Raw genomic sequence first — 18,838 nt, forward strand, 5'->3', positions numbered from 1 at the left:
CTAACTGCTCTGAGCTAAGGCGTCGTCCCAGCGTAAAGGCGCGGACAGATTTGCGAGAAATGAAAATTAAAAGTAGCTAAAACAAATAATTACGGATAACTTTGTTTCAACTGTCAGGGGAGAGAAGTGGCTGAAACTATTGTGATGGTACTTACGGCGATGCTAATTGGGCAAGTTGCCTTGAGTGTACCTGTGTTGCTAATAAAGCAGTCAACACGCGCTTATCGAATACCGCTGGTGGTATTTCTCAGTGCCTGTGGCGTGCTGGCCCTGAATGCAATCGTGCCGGTTGTAATACCTGACTGGTATCAGGCGTATACGGTTATTGGTTTTCCTATGCTGTTTGTGCTTTGCCCTGCATTACGCCTTTATATAGAGGGGATCACGACACACAAAAGTCGGACTTTGTATAAACTGAATCCAAAAAAGTTCGTTTTGTTATGGCCCGCAATAGTGGTTTCAAGCATCATTGCTACCTTGCCATCACAACAGCACCGGGCACTTTTTGTTACCGATGAAATACCTACTGGGTTACATGCTGTGGTACTGGCTGGTGCGATGCTGGCCCTGATATGTGCCTGGCTGGTTGAATGCGGATTGACCATAGTGGTATTAATAAAACACCTGATGGTATTCAGAACTGAACTAAAAGCTCACTATTCTAACCTTGATGACCCCAGGATATTCGCGACAAAACGGCTTATTTTTATGGCCATGTGTATCTGGGTTTTAGCGCTGAGCTGCGCTTTTCTGTCCAGCCTGTTTGGACATGCTATATTGACGCTTAGCGCTGAAATACTGACTGCATTGATACTTACCTGGAGCCTGACCTTTTTTGCCATGCAACAAACCACCCCATTGCTTATTCCTGCTTTGGATAATGAGGTAGACAGGGTGAATGCTCTGGATAAACCAAGTAGCCAAGATACACTCAATAAGTACCATAAATCGGCTCTGGATAAGGACCGCTCCGCCCGGATAGTCAAAAAAGTCACCTCAGCGATGCAGGATGATAAGCTCTATCTGGATGCCGATCTGACGTTACAAAAGCTTTCCGATGCAAGCGGCGTATCAGCCAACTACCTTTCTCAGGTGTTAAACGAAACACTGAAAGTGAACTTCTTCGATTTTGTGAATCACTGGCGCATCGAGGCTGCAAAAGCGCGTTTACTGGCTAGTAAAGACTCAGTGCTACATATTGCGCTTGAGGTTGGATTTAACGCACGCTCTTCATTTTATAAGGCATTTAAAAAGGAAACGGGACTGACGCCGAGTGAGTATAGGCGAGTCGGCAAGTGAATAGCTAATAATGATGAGCCACTGTCTTGTAAGCCTGTTATTGGGTATTCTGACTAAATGAGTCACAGGGAAATTTTCTATCATTGAATGTAAATCATACAAAAGTTAATGTAATCATAGGTTTATGAATTTTACATCTTGAGGTTGTTTCTTAAAAGGGTATAATTGGCTGGATTTATTTCCCTCTTATGCTTCAAGGATTAAGTTTAGCTCATGGAATCGTTCCGTTATTTTTCCCGTCTCTTTTTTATTATTCTGACTATAAATACGTTGGTTGCGTGTGGTGGTAGCAGCAGTAGCAATGAAGCTCAGCAACCCACCTTAAAGCCGATGGTCGTTGAGGTCACAGGTAATAAAGAAGTCGCAGAATTAACTTCGCACACCTTAACCTCAAGTGTTGATAACTCCTCTGGCGCAGTAACTTATCAATGGCATTATGAATCAGAACTGGCGCTGGACGTATCGGACCTGACGCAGTCGAGTCTGACTGTAACCAGCCAGGACATTGAAGCAGATGGTGATGCGGTGTTTACGTTAACCGTAACGGATGAGCTGGACAGGACAGTGCAAGCCAGTCATACCATTGTATTCAAAGCAGGTGAGTCGGTGACAGTTTCAGTAGTCGGTCCTGAAAAGATCACAGATGCTGACACCGTGACATTTGAAGGGCAGGCTGACGGTCTGGAGGTGGTCAGTTATCAGTGGCAACATGACAGCGAGCTTGAGCTAAACCTCTCAGGGCAAGAATCAGCGGTGTTGACGGTGGCAACACCTACATTGTCCTCACCTGTGGTTGTGACTTTTACCCTTTCGGTGAAAGATGTACATGGGCGTACTTATCAGTTTGCACACGTTGTCACATTTGCTGCAAACAGCACCGGACCATCAGACTCCGAGCCAAATAAAGCACCCATTGTCAGTATTGAAGGGGCTGACCAAGCCCGTGTGCAAGATACCGTAATACTCAGTGCGAATGCCAGCGACCCGGATGGGAAGATTAGTCAATACCAATGGTCTTCAGATAGCAGCCTGCCACTGCAATTGTCAAACGTTCACACACCTGAGCTTAGCTTTACTGTTCCTCAGATAAATGAACCACAGACTGTTACCTTTACGCTTGTGGTCAGTGATGATGAGGCGCTGTCGGCTCAGGCTACCCATTTGGTCGAGTTACTTCCTTTCCCAAATCGTTCCCCTGAAGTGACCTTGGTGTCCCCATTGGAAGTGATGGAAAACCACAGTGTGACTATTACCGCACAAGCGAATGATCCTGACGGTGAAATTAGTCACTATGAATGGGGCTACGAAGGCGATGTATCACTCAGTATTGGTGACAATACGGGGGCCGAGTTGGTGCTCAGCCACATGGACGTCAGGCAAGACACAGAGCTGAACATATTTGTCATCGTGACGGATGACGACGGTGCTCAAAGCCGTACAGAGACAAATATAACAGTACGTGCTCTGCCGGAGGTGTCCATAAACGTAGGGCCACAAGCTCTCATAGAGCAGCAGCCTGTCACCTTTAGCGCGCAACTTTATGACCCTCATAACCGGGTAGCCAGCTATACCTGGACACATAACGGTAAAGACCTGCTAAGTGCTGAAGGGGATCTTAGCGAGCAAATGACGTTGCAAAGTACTGATATTCAGGAAGACTTACCTGTTACAGTAAGTCTTATGGTCAAAGATACTCTGGGTAATCAGGTACAGGCACAGACAGAGCTGACAATTCAGGCGCTCAAGCATATGTTGACCATTTCAGGTGAGGTATTTGCTAAGGAACTCCCCGTCAGCAATACCCAAGTGACCGCACAGGTTGACGACGTCGCGCAGACTGTGGCTGTCGATGAAGCAGGGCGTTACGTCCTGACATTGGAGCTGGATGAGTCGCAAGCGAACGCCATGATTGTATTAACAGCACATCAAGAGAATAACCCCATGCGTGCAGCGGCTTCTGTGTTGGGGGAAGTAAAGCACCTGATTGCGCTTGGGGGGACGACAAGGTCCTGACAGAAGAGGAGTTGTTTGCTGTCAATATCAACGCGGCAACGACTGCAGAATTTGCGCTACTGCAAAGCGACCTGGGGCTACCAATCACCCAGCAGCAATTGCGTGAAGCGCGTGCGAGTTTAGACCCGACTGAAAAACGCGCCCTAACGGGGCTGTTTTATGACTTCAGTCGCGTGTCTGAACGAAATTTAAACCTGCCCAATGGTTATCCGGATCTTGTCGCCCTGGCAAAAAATTTACGCGCCACCAAACGTCAGTTACGTCAATACCAGCGTGAATATGGTGAAGCCGCTGACAGAGTACGCCATCAGGTTGCCCAAAACCCAAATTTGTTCGAGCCTGCCACAGCGGTGCCTGAGGGCCGCTATTTGTTGAGTGAACTGAGCTATTTCAATGGCTTTGCTGCGTCGCTGACATTGAATGAGGACGGAAGCGGTGTATTGAACGCAACTGAAAGCGTACCTTTTAACTGGTCGCAGGTGGAGTCAGGTATCCTGCTTACACTCAGCCGGTCACTTGGCATCTATCGCAACGGGGTTGCTGCGCAGCCTGATTATTTTGCAGAACAATTACACCTGTCACTGAGCAAAGACCCGGATGGCAACCTAGCTGCAAGCGTGAGTATACCTGGCAGCCAGAGTGCACCATGGTACACCCGTATGGTAGCCTTGGATGATTTATCGGCGTATTCAGCAAGTGACTTTTTTGGCCAATGGTCAATGAGCTTTGCTCACTCTGCAAGCCAGGAACGCCACTATGACATAAACCTGTTTAGCGATGGTTCGGCGCGCGTTGAATCGGGTGCTACGACTGATTTCACACACTGGCAGCTTCAGGGGGCGCAACTTGAACTTACCCTGGACAATGCACCTTACCGTATGTACATACTCAGAGAGTTTCCCCTCGGGTACCAGCTGCTGATTGAGTACGACGGAGAACAAGGTAAAGTCATGGTGCCAGGCGTGATGGTACGCCATCAAAAAACCAGTTTCGACGAGCTTAACTACACTCGTACCTGGAACCTGCTATTCAGACAAGGTGAAAGCGAAGTTTTTAGCATTGATGAAGATAATCACTACCATTACCTCTGGCGTCGCAATGTTTGGGGTGACAAACAAGACGGCAAGCTGGTGCAGCAACGTTTTGAATTTGCAGGCATAGATACTCTCTGGTGTGATGTATCTTTGTTACAGTGCGAAGCCAAACTAACCGCCGCGTATCGTCTGCTGAGCGTTCACGGCGACCTAATCGCAGTGGAGTATGCAACGGCCAGCAATCCGTTGAGTGCTGGGGTGTCTAAACGTCAGCTGTATGTGTTCGAGTTAAGCGATGATGTGCTGAGCACACCTCGATTGACCGATGGCATTTTTAAGGCCAGCAGCAGCGGTGCATTTGCCGGCACAGCCAGTTTATATGGCCTGACTGAACAAGGCGTGGTGCACCTGCAGGGAGGTCAGCATTGCGAACCTTTCTCTCCACAACCCTACTGTGCAGAGGCAATCTATATAGGTGAGCAAAAGTATTGGGCTTCTATGGCCGGTGAAGACATTAAACTTGTAACAATCGACCGTAGCACAACACGTTATTTAACACTGACCGATGCAGATCAGCAGGGTATCACTTTGTGTTTACGCGAAGATGTGGGCCTGCAGAGCTGTAATGAGACAAACTCGCTCTATTACCAGTTTTTAGCCCCAAATCTGGATATTGAGTATGTGGTGTCGGGTGAGGGGGCCTTACAGCCCTCGGTGAATACAGTGAGCTATAAACAAAGCTTTGAAACCTTGATTTTACCAGAGCGAGGCTTTGAACTTGACGAGATATCAGGTTGCCAGGGCGTGCTCAAAGAAAGCGACAATGGCACTTTACTGTATTCAGTGACTGAGCCCCAACAGAGCTGCACCATTAACGCAAGCTTTAAGCGTACCGCCCCACATGTTGGCAGGAATGTCGTGCTTGTGAATAATGGAGATGTCCCGCATAGCTGGTATATGGATATCCATCGCAATGGCACAGGCACTTTGACAACCCGAACACACGTTGTTGATTTTAAGATTACCCAACAGAGCGAGTCTGTCTATGTTGCACGTTTGAATGGCGGGCGAACCGTGTCTGTGCGCGATGGCCAGGGCAAAACGCACATTGTCACTGGATTTGCATTTGAGTATCAACCGGACGGTGCTTATCTGAGCTGGCACCATGACACTGTGTTCAAACGCACGGTATTTACGACTCAGATCCAGTTTGCTAAAGACCTTGAAGCGCTTGCTATCGATCCACAAGTATTGGCAGGACAATGGGCGCTGACTTTTGGCGAGTATGCCGAGTCGCAGCAAACACATACTCAGCAGCACTTGTTATTTAACCTGAATGCTGACCACACGGGTGAGCTACGTGCGGGAGAGCAGACTCCCTGGGCACAGCAACATGAACTGAACTGGTCGCTGACAGAGCAAAACCGACTGCGACTGTCTGCACGATCTGGCACCCTGATAGCCGAGTTTAAATTAATTCGTCAATCCAAATGGGGCTATCAGTTCGTGATTGAGGAAGTTAAGAAGACCAGCTCGGGATATCACAATGACTGGTTTCAACATGGTGCCGGTTTTGCTTATCAAGCGCGAAGCGCAGCCACTGCAACTGGCGCAACTGGCAGGTAAGTGGCGCTATCAGTCTGCGAATCAGAGTGATGGTTTTGAGTTGTATACAGATGGTACATACCGCACCAGTAAGTTTAATGGTGCAGAGCGGGCGTCTGTAAGTGGTTCGACTTTATCTGTGTCTGCCGCGTATAACACTGAGCTTGAGATGTTCGATCCGATTTGCAGTATCGATGACCCTCAGTGTGTATTGGGATACCACAAAACGTACACCGTACTCAGTAAGCAAGACGATACGCTATTTGTGCTGATCAATGAAAGCTTAAGCAATTCTGAAGCTGTGATCCGCCAGTTTGAACTGGATAACAACCCCGGTTTGACACAGTTTGAAGCGCAATTTTTCCGTGCTGAGCTTGAACTTGAAGTCGGTATTGATACGCCTTCTTCTAATTATTTATATGAAGTAACGGCACAGCAAACGCGCTACTGGCGATTCTTTGAACGACAGCATGAACAGGGCATCAAGCAGTATTTGTTTATTGAGGGAGAAGGTGCCACTGAGGTTGCTATTGAGCAGGGTAAACTGCTTTTTGGTGATGCACAGCAATATCAGCTTGAAATCATAGAGAGCACAAGCGAAGGGGTTTTGGTGTGCCGCTATGCGCGGGGCAATTACTGCCAAGTTGCTGATCAGCACTTTCTTCGCTACGAGGTACCAGCCTATGAGGTGACGTTAGATGTGGGCCCAGGCGGAGAAGTTGTAACCGACATATCCGGTTCTTACATATTATACGGCAGGCGGATAGGTGTTGAGATCTCATATCAGCAAGATCAGGTGTTGTCCTCTTTATCTGGGTGTGATTTGTCCTTTGACTATGAAAATGAGCGGGTGTTGCATTTTTATGGCCCAGGGATTGCCAGTGCTTGCCATATCAGCGCACGGTTTGAACCCTGGCTCGGCAGCCAATCTGCACGGCTGGAAATGACCGATCCGTTCCTGGGTGCCTGTGTTGATCAGTACAATGAGGCTCCCGACAGGCACATTGAGTTTAGAACGCATTTGTCCTGCGATGGACAAGATAATCTGACACTGACGGATATTTCAGGTCTGGCGCAGTTTTCGCAGCTGACCTCTTTGCAGCTGCGTAGTGCGGCACAGATCAGCCCGTCAGCCTTGGCCGAACTCAATACTCTGACTCAGATAACTGAGTTATCACTGAGTGATATTGCCATTACAGAATTGGACCTAAGTAGTATGAGCGGTTTAGAGAAGCTCAGCCTTGCGTTGCCTGAGCTTACAGCACTCACCTTGCCACAAAGGAGTGCACTGACCTCGTTGTCTATAACACAAGGCGGCCCGGCTGGTCTAGCACTGAGTGGGCAAACAAGTTTGACCAGGCTCGACCTGTCTGGCAGTGCAATAAGTCGGTTGGATCTCAGCGGATTACAAAACCTGACCTCGCTCCAGGCAAGCAACAGTCAGCTGGAAGAAATTACTTTTGTGGATGCGACTTTGCCAGTAGGAAAGCTGTGGCTGGACAACACGCCTCTGAGCCAGTTGGAGCTGAGCCGTTTTCCTCAACTGACTCACGCCAAACTCGACCATACTCAGCTGTCGGCTTTGGATATCACCGAAAATCGTGAAATATATCACTTGAGTGCTCAGCATACGCCGCTTGAGTACTTTGTTTCAGCGCGAAATGTGCCGCTGAAAAAGCTGATCTTGTCAAGCACACAACTGACCAGCATAGCGTTAACGACCATGCCAGCGCTGGATTGGTTAGAGATTGATAACGCACGTTTAACCACGCTGGATCTGAATGGATCGCACGTTGAGCACCTAAGTGCCAAGGGGAATCAGCTGACTTCGCTGACAGTGCCTGATGATGCTAAATTACGCCGCCTGTGGCTGGACGATAATCAGATAGCAAGTGTCAAGTTACCAGAGGATAATCCGTGGTTGTATAATCTCAGCCTGTCGGGTAATCAGTTGTCGACGTTTGAGACTTTGGGTCCCCAGAACCTGAATTCACTGGATTTGTCACATAATCCTCTGACGCAATTTGGTGTTAGGTTGAATTCTCGGCTACACACCCTGAACTTGTCTTACACGCAGCTCGAGGAAGTGGATATTGCGACTATGAATGAGCTGCGTACTTTAGTGATAAACCATACACCGATATCACAACTGGCACTTGAGGCACGGTTAAAGCACCTGGATATAAGTAATACCAAAGTGACTAAACTGCACCTGCCTGATGATATGGAAAACACAGAGATATATTTTGCAGGCAATACCCTGAGCAGTCTGACTGCAACAGGCAGTCAGCGAAATATCAGGCTATTTCTTGAAGGGAGCGAATTGAGCGACCAGGCCAGAGAGTTTTTGATCATTAATCAAGGGCAGATCCGGGGATTTCTGTGCCGTGATTTATCGGTACCGGCTGAATGTACGATCCTGACACATTAATGCCTGCGAGCCTTCGCGAAAGTCTCTGGTATTCGCGAAGGCCATTGCCAAGCTCAGTGGGTTGTGGGAGTGATACATACGTTTTACGAACTCAGTAAAACTTACACATTCCCAGCCCCAGCGATTGGCCATCACGCAATGCGTAGCCGTAGCGCTGGTAGAAAGCTTCTTTGCCGTGTGCCGCCAGCAATGCTGCGGTTGCGCCACTTTGACAATGTGCTGACAGGTATTGCTCAATGTTATCCATTACGATATGACCTAGGCCACACCCCTGATGATCCGGGTGCACAATGACGTCCTGGATGTAAAAGTACATATGCCCATCGCCAACTATCCGACCACAGGCAATCAGTTGCTGCCCCTTGCGACACTGCACCCAGTACAGTGAAGCTGCAATACTGGCTGCAATTTGCTCAGAAGCAGGGTTTTGCCAACCGACACTGGCGCGCAGCGCACTGAACTCAGTGGCTGCGGGTGGTGTATGTGAAATCTCCAGCTCAGTCGTCAACATCAAATCTGTCCACCAGTTGGTCGAGGTTATTGGCCAGCTCAACTAGTTGCGTTGCCCCGGCATGCAACGCATCGGCTGAGTCTCCCACTTGCTGCACCGACTGACTGACGCCCTGGATGCGAGACTGAGTTTCCTCGGCGGCCTCACCCTGAGCATTGGCTTGACGGGAAATATCAGCGATGATGGTCTTAACGCGAGAGACCGAGCTGGCGATGTCATCGAAAGCCTGATGAGCCAGTTCCGACTGTTCGATGGCTTGCTTAGACTCATCAACACTGGCGGTCATACGCTCAGAAACACTGCGGGTTTGCTCAATTAGTTTAGTCAGGACTTGTTCAATGTCCTGAGTTGCATCATGAGAACGCTGAGCCAGTGTTCGCACTTCATCGGCCACGACAGCAAAACCACGGCCTTGTTCGCCGGCACGAGCGGCTTCAATGGCAGCATTCAAAGCAAGTAAGTTGGTTTGCTCGGCAATGGTACGGATGACCTCCAAAATGTTGGTAATGTTATTACTTTCGTTTTCGAGCTTACTCATGGCGGTGGCTGAATCGCCAAGTGAATCATTGAGTTTGGCCACCTGAGTCACGGTACTTTGGATCATCTGATTACCGGTTTGAGTATGCTGTTCTGTGGTCGAAATTTCGTTGAGTGCATCGCCACAGTTATCACTGACCGTCATCGCCATACTCGCCATGGACTGCGTGGTATCCGTGGCGGTTTGTGAGGTTTTTTCCTGATGGCGGCACTGGTCCCGGATGTCGTTTATTCGTGACTGAGAAGTTTGCGCTTCACTATTGAGTGTTCTGGCGTTGTTTTGGATATCCTTAACCAGCGCATTAATTGAGTTTAGAAACTGATTAAACCAGGTTGCCAGCTCGCTGATCTCATCATTACCTATCACCTGTAGTCGTTTAGATAAGTTGCCCTCACCCTGGGCTATTTCTTTGAGGCCATCTGAAACCATTTCTATGGGGTAAACAATTTTGTTGGCCAGTACGATGGCGATGACCACAAACAAGGCCAGCATGATCACTGCGATAATGCTGATGCTGTAAGTCATGTTGTATGACGAGGTGAGGATCTCATCCTCTTCAATGATAGCAATAAAGGTCCAACCGAGTTCCTCTGAACGATAAAACTTGGCATTGAAGATTTATCCTGGTGTTCCAGTGTAATGAAAGGTGCACTCCCCGCGTTTCGGATAGCCTGATATCGGGCATCACTCAAATCACGAATGTTTTTAAAGTTATTATCAGCATTTTTGGGGTCTGCCAGCACAGTCCCTTGGTTGTCGAGTAACAGCAAATAGCCTGTGTTACCCAGTTTGATGTTGCTGACAATGTCGGTCAGTGTCGATAAGGTTACATCCAGAGACTGAACGCCGAGCATTTGGCCGTTTTTCATAATCCCGGTTGCAACGGATACCATCGCCTGTCCGGTAACGCCCTGATAAGGTTCAGTGATCACCACCTGAGATGGACTGGAGCTGACCTGCTGATACCAGGGCCTTTTACGCGGATCATAGTTGCCTAAAGGCTCGGCAGGATACTGAATAAAGCCACCATCACGGGTGCCCAGATAAACGAACAGCAGCTCAGGATGAGTTTTGCCAAAGGTGGTGTACAGGTCAAAAATTTCTGCTTCTGTCTTGCCGGAGCTCTCCGGCGTCATCATTTTCTCTGCACCAAAATAGGTGGTTGTGTCCTTGCCGACGGATTGCACGGTTTTACTTTGCGCTAAGAATCGGGCATTACTTTTCATCTGGTCAAAGAAGATGATAAACGCGTTTTCTATTTGTCGTATCTCGTTGACTGAAGTCTCTAAGAATCGGTCCAGTGACTCTTGTTTGGTGCGCGAGATACTCATGATGGATATTGCAAGAATTGGAATGATAACAGTCATTACAAAGCTTAAAATCAGCTTTTTACGCATTCTCATGGGCAACCACCTCGGTTTTTATTGTAATAATAGTGTAGTTGTGAACGGAGCAGATTGCTCCGAATTAGCCCAATTTATGGGCTTTCGGTTAATATTGCAAACTTATCTGGGTTGAACAAGGCGTACTGCAAGAAAAGTAACAGTGACTGGCGGGGACAGACGATGCGCGAAGTCATAGAAGTGCTCTTGCATAATCTGTCTGTTTGAGCAGGAAGTCATTGAATATTGTGTTTTTTCATTAGCTTATAAAAGTCGGAGCGGTTTCGTTGCGCCAGCTTGGCTGCCTGGGGCACATTATGCTGACACAAAGCCAGTACCCTGACGATATAGTCACGTTCGAACTGCCGTTTGGCATCATTGAGGCCGATAAACGCCTGACGGTCATCCTGAGTGGGTAAGGCATTTATCACACAGTCCTGCGAAACATGGGTGCCTGGAGTCATTGCTACGCAATATTCAATCACGTTGTGTAACTGGCGGATATTGCCGGGCCAGGCATAGTTTAGCAAGGCGGTCATGGCATCCGGCGAGAGGCGCTTTGGCGCTTTGCTCAGTTGTTTTAAAAACAGGTTGGCCAGTAAGGGAATGTCTTCAACTCGCTCTTTGAGCGCCGGCAGCGACAACTGCACAACGTTAAGCCGGTAATAAAGATCTTCTCTGAACGTTCCCTCACTCACGGCCTGAGCAATGTTCTTGTGACTAGCCGACAAGATCCGGACATTTACGGTTTGCTCATGCTGCCCACCAATGGGGCGTACCGTTTTTTCCTGCAAGACTCTCAGCAATTTTACTTGTAAGTCGAGCGGCATATCCCCAATTTCATCCAGTAATAATGTGCCCTGATCGGCAGCCTGGATCAGCCCCTGTTTATCTGTAATTGCACCGGTAAAAGCGCCTTTTTTATGGCCAAATAATTCAGATTCCAGCAGATGAGCGGGAAGGGCGCCACAGTTTATGGCAATAAATGGTCCTTCAGCATGGTTGCTTGCACGGTGAATGGCCTGAGCCGTCACTTCTTTACCCGTACCACTTTCGCCCTGGATCAGGATATTGGCCTGGCTGGGGGCGATGGCTTTAATTTGTTGTACCAACTGGCGCATGCTCGCGCTTTGGTGATACAAACCATGGAAATTATCCGGATCTGGCGTGTGTGACACACTTTTGTCTGGCACCGCTTTATTAATGGCAGCCAGCAGTTCATCACTGTCGATAGGCTTAGTGATAAACGCCGTGATCCCCTGCTGAATGGCATCAACGGCATCGGGGATGGAGCCATGCGCGGTCATCATGATCACGGGCAGTCCCGGGTAGTTCGCCTGTAGTTTTTGGTTAAGGGTGAGGCCGTCCATATTATCCATACGCAAGTCGGTGAGTACCAAGTCGATTGAGGTGTTTGTCAATTGTCGTAATGCAGCATGACCACTGCTGGCCAGCATAACCTCAAAGCCATGACTCTCCAGTCTCATTGCCAGCAATTCGCTCAGGGCCGGGTCGTCGTCGACCAGCATAATGGTGGTGTTTCGGGTTACAGGTAGAGGATCTTTGATGTCGGTTGCTGTGTAAAACATTATGGCTGCTCCTTGGATGTCTGAGGGGATTCATTCATAGGCACGTCCTGAAGCCTTTGTTGCTCTATGTCGACCAGCTCTTGTTTGAGGGTCATTAATGCCTGACTGGTTTGGCTCAGCTGCGATTGGATCTCGCTCAGTTTCGCGTTACTGCGATGCAGGCGGATTTTTTGTCCTCGCAGCACCTGAGAGTGTTGTTTCAGTGTGCTAAACCACAGGTGGTAGTGCTGTGGCCAGGGCTGGCTTTGCTCTATTGCAGCTATTGCCTGCAATTGTTTGGTGGTCGATACTGTGTTGCAGTAGCTGTGAATAAATGTATCAATAGCGGCCTGACCGATAAAACGTTCCGATTTGTTATGAGTAACGGGTAAATCCTGCTGGCATACCGTTAAGTAACGCTCAAGCAGGAACGTCAGAGTTGCATACTCAGGGCTTAGCGTTTTGCGTGGCCCGATAAAGCGGCTGTTGTTCTGATCCGGGCTCAGCTGACAACCGCTCAGACAAACAATGAGCAGTAAGCTCAACAATGGGGTTCTCATTTACTTTTTCCTTGTTTTGGCAAAGTTAAACTGAATTCACAGCCAGGGTGGGTATTTTGCCACCCTAACTGGCCGCCAAACTGGTTCACACATTCCTCGACAATGGCCAGCCCCAGTCCACTACCTGCAATTTGGGTGCTTTGCTTGCCTCTGACAAAGGGCTTAAACAAATGCTCAGCTTCTTGTGGGTCGAGTCCCGGTCCATCATCGCGAATATTGAACCGCCAATGAGTCGATGTGTCAGAGAACTCTATGACAATGTGAGTATTGGTATACTGAATGGCGTTACCAAGCAGGTGAGTCAGCGCCAGTTTGACAGGCATTTCGGGCAATTGAGTGAGTGCCGGGTTAAAGCGCCAGTCAATCTGAATACCTGCGCTTTGTAGCCGCTGTGCAAAGTGCTCCTCAAGTTGATCTTTGATTGCCTGGGCACTACAGCGTGCTTGTTGACTGTGTGGGTGGCTGGCAGCACTGAACGTGAGCAAGTCGTCAATAAGCTGAGTAAGTTTGCTGACGGACGTGCCCAGAATGCCGGTTACGCGCATTTGTTTGTTGTTCAGCTGCCCCAGGTGAGATGTATTAAGTAACTCAGTGCCCTCTTTGATGGAGGCCAGCGGGGTTTTTAACTCGTGTGAGACATGACGCAAAAAGGTCTCTTTTTGTTGCTTGCTGGCGGCCAGTTCATAGCGAACCTGTTCAAGACGCTCGCCAAGTTGTGTGAACTCATGGCTTCCCGACAATCGAATGGGTGTAGCGAACTCTCCGTCACCAACGACTGCGATGGCTTGCTCCAGCTGAAATAACTGGCGGGAGATCCGTTTTATCAGCCAGATACTGAGTGCAATTAAGACGGGTAACAACAGACTCAGTCCGATTAAAAAGCGCTGGCGGATCTTACTTTGTTGCACCAGCGCTTCGTCGAGCGTTTTATCGAGTGCCTGCTGTAGCGATTGTGACTCGCGGGTCAGGACAGTGACCATGGCTGACAAGGTTTTACTGTCGGGAGCCTGGGCCTGTGTCAGGGGCTGTTGCCAATTTGCAACGGCTGCATTTTTTTTCAGTGTGATGAGCAGTTTCGTGAGCGTTTTTTTACGCTTTTGCCAGTTTTCGTTGATGCTAATTTGTAATTTTTCACTTTGTAGCAGCTGGTTGTTCAACTGGGCTTTCTCAAGCGCCATAAGGGCATTTCTTAACTCATTAAATTCGGAAGTAACCTTCTGATTATTTGAATAAATATCTTGAACTTGTTGTTGTTGGTAGGCTACCGATTGAATAAACCACAGAGTAAGCAATAACAGCGGAACCAGAGCCAACAGCAGCGCCATCAGTGCCTGTTTCCACAACGCCTGAGAAAAAAATTGTTTGAGCGGCTCACGGGCGCGCTGCTCTGAGCTGGCATGCTGCATAAAATATCTGGCTTTATAGTGCGTTTTTGGTCCGATGTTGCTAAATGGCAACAGGTGTAAGTTATTGATTTTTAAAGTTGAGCCAAAAACGCAGGTTAATCAGTGTTGCCATTTAGCAACAAACCGCCTTAATCCCACCTGAACTTTTTTACCCACCTTTTATTAACTCATTGAAAATAAATAACTAAATAAAGCTGGCATCAAAGTTGGAATAGTCTTGTCAAACGCAGCCAACAAACCCCAGACGGTTTCGCGGCAGCAGCATTTACAGCAAATACGAAAAACAGAAGGAAAGTAACATGAAAACATCTATGACAATGATTGCGGCTTTGGGTCTGACTATGCTGGCAACCAGTGCGATTGCAGGCGGTGACTTCGAAAAGTATGACACAGATGGCGATGGCACTATCAGTCTGAGTGAATCAAAAGCCAATCCCAGATTGATGGGCCAGTTTAAAGATCTGGATAGCAACGGCGATGGCCAGCTGAGCAGAAGTGAATTTTCAGGCTTTAACAGCTAACAGGTACTCACATAGGAGAAGTTATTATGCAGATAAAACATGTACTTGTACTGACAATCAGTATGCTCACCAGCGCATTTGCGTTTGCCTCTGAGGTAGATTTTGCGCTACTGGACACCAACAGCGATGGGGTGATCAGTATGTCTGAAGCGAAGCAGGTCCCCGAGGTGGCAGAGGCATTCAGACGCCTGGACAGAAATCGCGACGACGCGCTGAGCGCCAAAGAATTTAGTCACTTTTAAGCCAATTTAGTGAGGAAATAATGATGAACAAACTAATGTTAAGCACAGTATTAATGCTGGCCAGCCTGGGCGCACATGCAGCAAGCAGCTCTTTTTCTTCCTTTGATACTGACGGTGACGGGTTTATTTCAAAGTCTGAAGCTGCTGGCTCAGAGACCCTGACGGTTATTTTCGACAAGCTAGACAGCAATGGCGACGGCAAGCTTTCCGAGCAGGAATTTCGCCAGTAACTGAATGAGTGCGATAAACCAAGTGGCGCCAATTTTGCGCCGCATCCCCCAAGTTTAGATAAAACAAATTTAAGTCTTAAGCTAAGGAGCTAAGTATGAATAAGTTAATGATCACAGCAGCACTAATCATGGTCAGCCTAGGTGCACACGCAGCAAGCACATTCTCATCATTCGACAAGAATGACGATGGATTTATCAGTAAGTCGGAAGCAGCTGTTTCAACTGAACTGAGTTCAGAGTTCGACAAACTCGACAGCAATGGCGATGGCAAACTCTCTAAGCAGGAGTTCCGCCTGTAACTGCCCGATATAACATAGGCACACTCCCAATTTTGTATTTTTTTACGCAACAGTCTTCATGGGTCCTTCCATGAACCAAGGCACCTATAAGGGTGCCTTTTTCGTTTGTCATGCTGTTGCTGCCAATTTATGCTCACTGCGCAGCAGACCATACATGTAGGCATCATAATAGCCATGGCTGAACTTAAAGTGCTGGCGTAAATGTGCCTCCTGCTGCATGCCCAGTTTTTGCATCAGGCGCCAGGAAGCCTGGTTTTCAACCGCGCAGAATGCACAGATCTTGTTTAGCCCAAACTGCGTAAAAGCAGCCTCTATAAGCGCGTTTGCAGCCTCAAAGGCATAGCCCTGGCCGATATATTTCTCGTTCAGGCGATACCCGATTTCAGCCGTTTTAGCGTTGTGGCACAAAAACTTATACATAAGTTCGCCGACCAGAACATTATCTTCGCGTCTGATAATGGCCAGCAGCAGCCGTTCATGTTCCTTTGCCTGCCAGGGGGCGCTGGCCTGGTCAATGCGGCTCTGGGCATCTGCCAGTGTCGCCGGCTCGCCAATATATCTGGATGTATCCGGGTTACGCCTGCTCTCGTAAACGGCTTGCAGATCTTGTTGTTGTAACGGGCGGATCTCGAGGCGGGGAGTGTTAAAGTAGAGTTTATTGAACATGACTGATCCCAAAAATAACGTCCTTAAATGTGTTCAAAGTGAGGCCGCTGAGTGCGTATGGTTTGCCAGCTTACTAACAGCAGTGCGGCGCACAATACGATCAACAGGGCGATGGTGTGTGTGTTGTCCGTCAGCCACTGGTTAACCAGCCAGGCTACCACAGAAAAAATCAATAATTCGATGGCCCCGACCAGCGCATTTGCCGTACCCGCCTGGTTGGGATGGAGCAGGCCGATTAAGTGCATGTAGCTGGGAAAATACCCGCCAAATACCAGCATGATAGCGGCATACGCCAGCAGTATGGCAAGTGCGCTGTCGCTGGCCAGCACAAAGGTCAACGCACTGAGTAATAATGCAGGCCAAAGCCATAAAACAATTTTGAGATAACTCACATGGCGCTGCAAAACCTTCGCGAATATTGCGCCCAATAACAGGCCGACCATAGGTAGCATCATGGCTTGCCCGGTCTGAACGGTGGTAAAGCCAAAGCGATCCTGAAGCAAGAACGGCAAATGCAGTTGGAGCGTTAAATATAAAAAGGTAGGCACCCATTTGAGACTGGCCAGAGAGAGAAAAACCTGACAGCTGACCATACTCTGGTAATGTCGGAGCAGGTTCAGCGGGTTTATTGCAATTGGCTGAGGCTTGCTTGCTTTTAGCAGGCTCATGCCAAACACCGTAATAAACAGGTAATAAGTTGCAAGCACGACAGACAGCCCCTGCCAGCCAAGCCAGCTGCTCAGTGTGCCACCCAGCAGTGGGGCAACAATGGCGGTGACACTGGCTGAGATGGCCACCGTCGCCATGGCACTTTTGAGCTTTGCGCCAGATAGGTGCTGGGCCAGTAAAGTACGGCTTATCAACACCGGCGATGCGGAGCCGGCGCCTTGTAAGATTCGACCGATTAAAAAGGTGCTGCTGTCAGGTGCTACGGCACATAACAGCGTACCGATCAGTAAGATCATTTGCCCGGCAATGAACAATGGCCGATCACCATATTTATCGCGAAGCGGGCCGACAGCCAGTTGCGCCGCCCCAAGCGTAATAAAGTAGCTGATTATCATGGCCTGGCTCATGCTGTTTGATAGCAACAGGCTATCTGCTATATCAGGCAAGACAGGCATATACACCTGGCTGACCAGCTGAGAGCAGGACATCAGTAAAACAGCGAGCATAGTAAACAAGTACACAGGCACTCCAGGCGCAGAGGATTTGACCCGAGCACTATACGCCGCTTTCATTGTCCTAAAAATAAGGTAATAATTAAAATACTATTTCCTACTAGGAATTAATTAAATGGATTGGTTAACGGCAACACGCAGTTTTTGTGTTCTGGCGGAGCTGGGTAGCTTTACTAAAGCGGCGCAGCACCAGGGTGTATCCGCGTCTGCTATGAGCAAACGCATTGACTGGCTGGAGAAGCACTTGGGGCAAAGTTTGTTTATTCGTACCACCCGGCAGGTTAACCTGACGGAACAAGGACAGAACTTTTTTCCTCGTGCCAGAGACTGGCTGGCGCAATTTGAAGCGCTGGTCGAAAGCACTCAGTCTGAGCCATGCGAACTTCAGGGTAGCCTGAAGATTGCGGCTACACAGGCAGTGGGCAGTAGTGTGTTAATGCCTAAGATAGAGCTGTTTTTAGCGCAATATCCGCAGATCACCATTCATCTGAACGTGCTGGCACCGGGCGAGCCACCGGATCTGCAACATGATGTGGTGATCACCAGATACAATGAGTCATTTGATTCCGTGTCTCACAAAGGCACTCGGTTGTTTGACTATCAGATGCAATTATTCGGTGCGCCTGAATATCTGGCACGCTGCGATGAGATAGCCAGTGTTGACGACCTGGCACAGCACAAAATGTTGCTGAGCAGCTATTATCACAAAGTTGGCGGGGTAGTGCTCGAAGATGGCCGACTGTTTGAATTCACAAATTATAATTTTGTGACCGATCATCTGGATGCCATTTTAAAGGCCGCTGTGCAGGGAATAGGTCTGTTATTTATCGCGCCCAGTTATATTGAGCGGGAATTAAGCTCAGGCGCACTGGTCCCCATTTTGCCGGATATTCGCTCTGAGGTAAAACAACTCTGGGCTTATTACCCCAAGGCCAGCTACACCCCTCGCAAAACCCGGTTGTTTATTGAGCACCTTAAGACCACGTTGTAATGCGGTGAAGGAGGAGATTTTCCGGCTTGAAAATGCCCTCACACCGCGTCATTTTTGGCAAACGAGCCGGAACTACTCAGTATTGAAAAGGGGGCTGAGGGTCAGTAGATCCCGCATCAAGTGCGGTATGACTTAGGTGTAGTGCGGGATGACTTAGGTGTAGTACTGCATGATGCAGGTGAAGTGTGTTAGGGCTTGCGAACGGTTATATCTGGGTCGTGAATTATGCTGAGTCAGGGCTTGTCGATTTTTCAGGTTAGTCGTTTGAACGAACTACCCAACTCGTCATCCGGCCAACGATCCGGGAACCACTTAGCAGTGAAAGGTAACTCAGGAGCGGACGGCCAGTAAATCCGCATCT

At 48.5% G+C, this 18,838-nt stretch carries 17 protein-coding genes; 9 read left to right on the forward strand and 8 right to left on the reverse strand.

Annotated features, from left to right (window positions below; translation table 11 throughout):
* The first annotated feature begins 126 nt into the window (after positions 1-126).
* The 4 genes from ELR70_RS04790 (at position 127) to ELR70_RS04805 (ending at position 8,382) form a co-directional block, all read left to right on the forward strand.
* Positions 127-1,299: an AraC family transcriptional regulator gene (locus tag ELR70_RS04790; RefSeq protein WP_054013415.1), complete on the forward strand. Its 1,173-nt coding sequence runs from the start codon at positions 127-129 to the stop codon at positions 1,297-1,299.
* 213 nt (positions 1,300-1,512) lie between these two features.
* Positions 1,513-3,312 (forward strand): hypothetical protein, encoded by a 1,800-nt coding sequence (locus ELR70_RS04795; RefSeq protein WP_128064488.1) that lies wholly within the window; start codon positions 1,513-1,515, stop codon positions 3,310-3,312.
* Positions 3,313-3,323: 11 nt separating this feature from the next.
* On the forward strand, positions 3,324-5,972 hold the full coding sequence (locus ELR70_RS04800; protein WP_128064489.1) for a hypothetical protein: 2,649 nt from the start codon (positions 3,324-3,326) through the stop codon (positions 5,970-5,972).
* Positions 5,893-8,382: a leucine-rich repeat domain-containing protein gene (locus tag ELR70_RS04805; RefSeq protein WP_128064490.1), complete on the forward strand. Its 2,490-nt coding sequence runs from the start codon at positions 5,893-5,895 to the stop codon at positions 8,380-8,382. Before ELR70_RS04800 ends, ELR70_RS04805 begins: the two co-directional genes overlap by 80 nt.
* Before the next feature lie 91 nt (positions 8,383-8,473).
* On the opposite strand, the gene ELR70_RS04810 is transcribed toward ELR70_RS04805, so the two are convergent.
* The 6 genes from ELR70_RS04810 to ELR70_RS04830 all read right to left on the reverse strand — a co-directional run bounded on the left by ELR70_RS04810 (position 8,474) and on the right by ELR70_RS04830 (position 14,347).
* Positions 8,474-8,893: a GNAT family N-acetyltransferase gene (locus ELR70_RS04810; protein ID WP_054013413.1), complete on the reverse strand. Its 420-nt coding sequence runs from the start codon at positions 8,891-8,893 to the stop codon at positions 8,474-8,476.
* Entirely contained in the window at positions 8,880-9,956 is a 1,077-nt protein-coding gene (locus ELR70_RS25320; protein ID WP_241566281.1) for a HAMP domain-containing methyl-accepting chemotaxis protein, read from the reverse strand. Before ELR70_RS25320 ends, ELR70_RS04810 begins: the two co-directional genes overlap by 14 nt.
* Positions 9,953-10,834, reverse strand: coding sequence for a cache domain-containing protein (locus ELR70_RS25325; RefSeq protein ID WP_241566282.1), 882 nt, complete (start codon positions 10,832-10,834; stop codon positions 9,953-9,955). The genes ELR70_RS25320 and ELR70_RS25325 overlap by 4 nt, the downstream gene beginning before the upstream one ends.
* A gap of 215 nt (positions 10,835-11,049) precedes the next feature.
* Positions 11,050-12,402, reverse strand: a complete 1,353-nt coding sequence (locus ELR70_RS04820) for a sigma-54 dependent transcriptional regulator (protein ID WP_054013411.1) — start codon at positions 12,400-12,402, stop codon at positions 11,050-11,052.
* Positions 12,402-12,941 (reverse strand): hypothetical protein, encoded by a 540-nt coding sequence (locus ELR70_RS04825; protein WP_054013410.1) that lies wholly within the window; start codon positions 12,939-12,941, stop codon positions 12,402-12,404. The genes ELR70_RS04820 and ELR70_RS04825 overlap by 1 nt, the downstream gene beginning before the upstream one ends.
* The gene (locus ELR70_RS04830) at positions 12,938-14,347 is read right to left on the reverse strand and encodes a HAMP domain-containing sensor histidine kinase (protein WP_054013409.1); all 1,410 of its coding nucleotides are present in this window, start codon (positions 14,345-14,347) and stop codon (positions 12,938-12,940) included. The genes ELR70_RS04825 and ELR70_RS04830 overlap by 4 nt, the downstream gene beginning before the upstream one ends.
* Before the next feature lie 299 nt (positions 14,348-14,646).
* Here ELR70_RS04830 and ELR70_RS04835 point away from each other — a divergent pair, with 299 nt between their 5' ends.
* From ELR70_RS04835 to ELR70_RS04850, 4 genes are all read left to right on the forward strand, one after another.
* Complete coding sequence (locus tag ELR70_RS04835) at positions 14,647-14,868, forward strand: EF-hand domain-containing protein (RefSeq protein WP_054013408.1); 222 nt, start codon at positions 14,647-14,649, stop codon at positions 14,866-14,868.
* A 26-nt stretch (positions 14,869-14,894) separates the two neighbouring features.
* A complete protein-coding gene (locus ELR70_RS04840) occupies positions 14,895-15,110 on the forward strand; it encodes a hypothetical protein (RefSeq protein ID WP_054013407.1) in 216 nt (71 codons plus the stop codon).
* A gap of 23 nt (positions 15,111-15,133) precedes the next feature.
* Positions 15,134-15,340, forward strand: a complete 207-nt coding sequence (locus tag ELR70_RS04845) for an EF-hand domain-containing protein (RefSeq protein WP_054013406.1) — start codon at positions 15,134-15,136, stop codon at positions 15,338-15,340.
* A gap of 95 nt (positions 15,341-15,435) precedes the next feature.
* Positions 15,436-15,639 carry a calmodulin gene (locus tag ELR70_RS04850; RefSeq protein WP_054013405.1) on the forward strand — a complete coding sequence of 68 codons (204 nt, stop codon included), beginning with the start codon at positions 15,436-15,438 and terminating at the stop codon, positions 15,637-15,639.
* Positions 15,640-15,747: 108 nt separating this feature from the next.
* Here ELR70_RS04850 and ELR70_RS04855 read toward each other — a convergent pair whose 3' ends face one another.
* Both ELR70_RS04855 and ELR70_RS04860 read right to left on the reverse strand, forming a co-directional pair.
* Positions 15,748-16,305, reverse strand: coding sequence for a GNAT family N-acetyltransferase (locus ELR70_RS04855; RefSeq protein ID WP_054013404.1), 558 nt, complete (start codon positions 16,303-16,305; stop codon positions 15,748-15,750).
* A gap of 23 nt (positions 16,306-16,328) precedes the next feature.
* Entirely contained in the window at positions 16,329-17,495 is a 1,167-nt protein-coding gene (locus tag ELR70_RS04860; protein ID WP_235577036.1) for an MFS transporter, read from the reverse strand.
* A 106-nt stretch (positions 17,496-17,601) separates the two neighbouring features.
* Between ELR70_RS04860 and ELR70_RS04865 the strand changes: the two genes are divergently transcribed.
* Positions 17,602-18,477, forward strand: coding sequence for a LysR family transcriptional regulator (locus ELR70_RS04865; protein WP_054013403.1), 876 nt, complete (start codon positions 17,602-17,604; stop codon positions 18,475-18,477).
* Positions 18,478-18,838 lie beyond the last annotated feature (361 nt).

This window comes from Pseudoalteromonas sp. R3 (assembly GCF_004014715.1).
Lineage (GTDB): Bacteria > Pseudomonadota > Gammaproteobacteria > Enterobacterales > Alteromonadaceae > Pseudoalteromonas.